The following is a 2,537-nucleotide window of genomic DNA, read 5'->3' on the forward strand; positions in this document are numbered from 1 at the left end:
GCCGCAGGTCATGACCCAGTTCAGCGGTTCACCGAAGAGGACCTTGCTGGCCAGAGCGGTCAACGCCACCCCCACGGCGGCCCAGATCCCGTAGGCGACGCCGAGGGCCAGCCCGGTCTGCAGTGCCAGGGCCAGGCAGGAGAAGGCGACGAGGTAGCCGACGGCGACGGCACCGTACCAACGGCGACTCCCGGACGTGGCCATGCGCAAGGACAAGGTGCCGGCGACTTCACTGACGATGGCCGCACCCAACAGGACCCAGCCGATCATGCTGGAGTCCCTTGCTGTTCATGTGCACGCTCCGCGGCGCGTTGGGAACCGAGTTCGATGGTCAGCACCCCGGCAATGATCAGCCCCATCCCGGCGAGCATGGTGGCCGTCAATGGTTCGCCGAAGATGATTGCCGACAGTGCAGCAGTCAGGGCGACACCGCTGGCACCCCAGATGCCGTAGGCCACGCCCAAGGGCATCCCTTCGCGCAGGACGGCGGCGAGGAAGACGAAGGCCACCACGAATCCGACGGCGGTGAGGAAATACCAGCCGGGGTGTTCGACGGCGGCCTTCAGTGACACCGAGCCGGTGACCTCGGTGAGGATGGCCCCGGTCAACAGAAGCCACTTCTTCATGGCTGGTCCTCCAACAGTGAGACGGCGGCGGTGCGGATGGTCTCCAGCTCGTCCTGCGCTGGGGGCAGGATGTCGGTGGCGCTGGCGAACCAGATGCCGTCGGCCAACAGCCTGACCGCTGCCAACCGTCCGCGCAGGGCCGCCGATGCGCCGTCGGGCACGGCGAACCACGGGCCGAAGCGTTCACTCCACCGTTCGGTCAGCGGGTCGCGTAGTCGCGGATCGGTGAGCATCACCAGATCGGAGGCGTCGAAGTTCCGCTCCAGTGTCCATTCCAGATAGGCCGTGACCCGGTCGGTGGCCGTGGCCTGTTCCGGGGTATCTCCCAGACGGGCCGAAAGTTCGACGACCCATTGATCGATCACCGCGTCGACCAGCCCGAGCATGAGCGCTTCCTTGGTCCGGAAGTGGTACATCAGCCCGGGTTTGGTCAGCCCCGCCTCGCGGGCCGCCGATTCCAGGGAGACCGTGTCCCCCTGGCGCAGCAGGCGCAGGGAGGAATCGATGATCTGGTCGCGGGTATCGGCACTCATGTCCTTACTTTACCAACCGGAAGGTTGGTTCGTCATGCCGGGGTGGGTGACGCCGGATCCTCGTCGGCCGCGTCCGAGGGCGTCTCGGGGGCTTCCGGTGGGGGAGCGGGTTGGGTTTGTTCGCGCAGGTAGCGCAGGACGACGACTGCAACGGCGGTCACCGGCACGGCGAGGAAGGCCCCGATGATGCCGAAGAGAGTGAAGCCGAGTGTGACGGCCCCGATGACGACGGCCGGATGCAGATGCAGGGCCTTGCCCACGATGTAGGGCTGCAGCAGGTTCGCCTCGAGCTGCTGGACCGCCAGCACCACCACCAGGGTCGCCAGGGCGGTGGCCCAGCCGTGCGCCAGCAGGGCCACCAGGGTGGCCAGCAGGCCGGTGGAGACGGCGCCGATCACGGGGATGAATCCGGCGAAGAAGATCAGCAGCGCCAGCGGGAAGGCCAGCGGGACGTCCAGCAGCCACAGGCCCAACCCGATGAAGACGGCGTCGACCAGGGCCACGATGATCTGCGTCTTCAGGTAGGCGGACAGGGCCTGCCAGGCCTGTTCGCCCAGACGTCCGGCATGGACGTGGGTCTCCGGCGAGGTCCAGTGGAACACCCAGGGCAGGAAGCGCTCGCCGTCCTTGAGGCAGAAGAAGGTCAGCACCAGGGTCAGCAGCAGCACGACGATGAGGCTGGTCACCGATCCCAGACCCGAGGCGATGCCGAACAGGATGTCCTGCCAGCGGCCGCCCACCCAGCCCAGGATGTCCTCCAGGTTCTGCTGCAGGTCCACCCCGCTCAGATCCAGCGGCAAATCGCGCAGTTGCGTGGTGAAGCTGGTGAGGTTCTCCTGGGCGAGTGCGCCCAGGCGGCGGGTCCCTGAACCGAGGGCGGGGATGGCCGCCCAGATGACGCCCGCCACGACGGCCAACAACACCAGCAACGACAGCAGGGCGGCCAGCGCGCGGGGCATTGCCCGGTGGAGTCCCCGGCATAGCGGCCACAACAACGAGGACAGCAGCAGGGCCAGCAACAAAGGGAAGACCACCGCCCATAAGGTGCGCAGCAGCAGCCACAACACCACCAACCCGACGACCAGCACCAGGGACTTGGCGGTCCAGCGACTGGCCGTGGTGAGGCCGCGGGCCAATGAGCGGGGCGGGGCCTCGCTCATGAGCCGGCCCCCGCCAGGTCCAGGGATGCGGCGAAACGTTCCTTCTCGAGGCCGGTTTTCGGCATCACACCCCTCCTTGGAGTCGACGGGTCAGGGCCCAGTCTCACACCCCCTGCGGGGGATCACAACGACCGTCGGCCTCCAGACAGATGTGTCGGCTAGCTGTATTGACCACTGAGGTTGGGTACGCGGGCAGCGGGTGGAAGTCCTCGTAGTGA

General features: G+C 67.3%; 4 protein-coding genes. All 4 read right to left on the bottom strand.

The genetic code is table 11. The features are described from left to right. A partial coding sequence (locus FM101_RS14135) for a DMT family transporter (protein ID WP_428844168.1) occupies positions 1-270 on the bottom strand: 270 nt, incomplete at its 3' end. Then, positions 267-626 (bottom strand): DMT family transporter, encoded by a 360-nt coding sequence (locus FM101_RS14140; protein ID WP_087000789.1) that lies wholly within the window; start codon positions 624-626, stop codon positions 267-269. The genes FM101_RS14135 and FM101_RS14140, both read right to left, overlap by 4 nt. Then, complete coding sequence (locus tag FM101_RS14145) at positions 623-1,159, bottom strand: TetR/AcrR family transcriptional regulator (RefSeq protein ID WP_087000791.1); 537 nt, start codon at positions 1,157-1,159, stop codon at positions 623-625. Before FM101_RS14145 ends, FM101_RS14140 begins: the two co-directional genes overlap by 4 nt. Positions 1,160-1,191: 32 nt before the next feature. Beyond that, positions 1,192-2,319, bottom strand: coding sequence for an AI-2E family transporter (locus tag FM101_RS14150; protein ID WP_087000793.1), 1,128 nt, complete (start codon positions 2,317-2,319; stop codon positions 1,192-1,194). Between the last annotated feature and the right edge of the window lie 218 nt (positions 2,320-2,537).

This window comes from Arthrobacter rhombi (genome assembly GCF_900163545.1).
GTDB lineage: Bacteria > Actinomycetota > Actinomycetes > Actinomycetales > Micrococcaceae > Arthrobacter_H > Arthrobacter_H rhombi_A.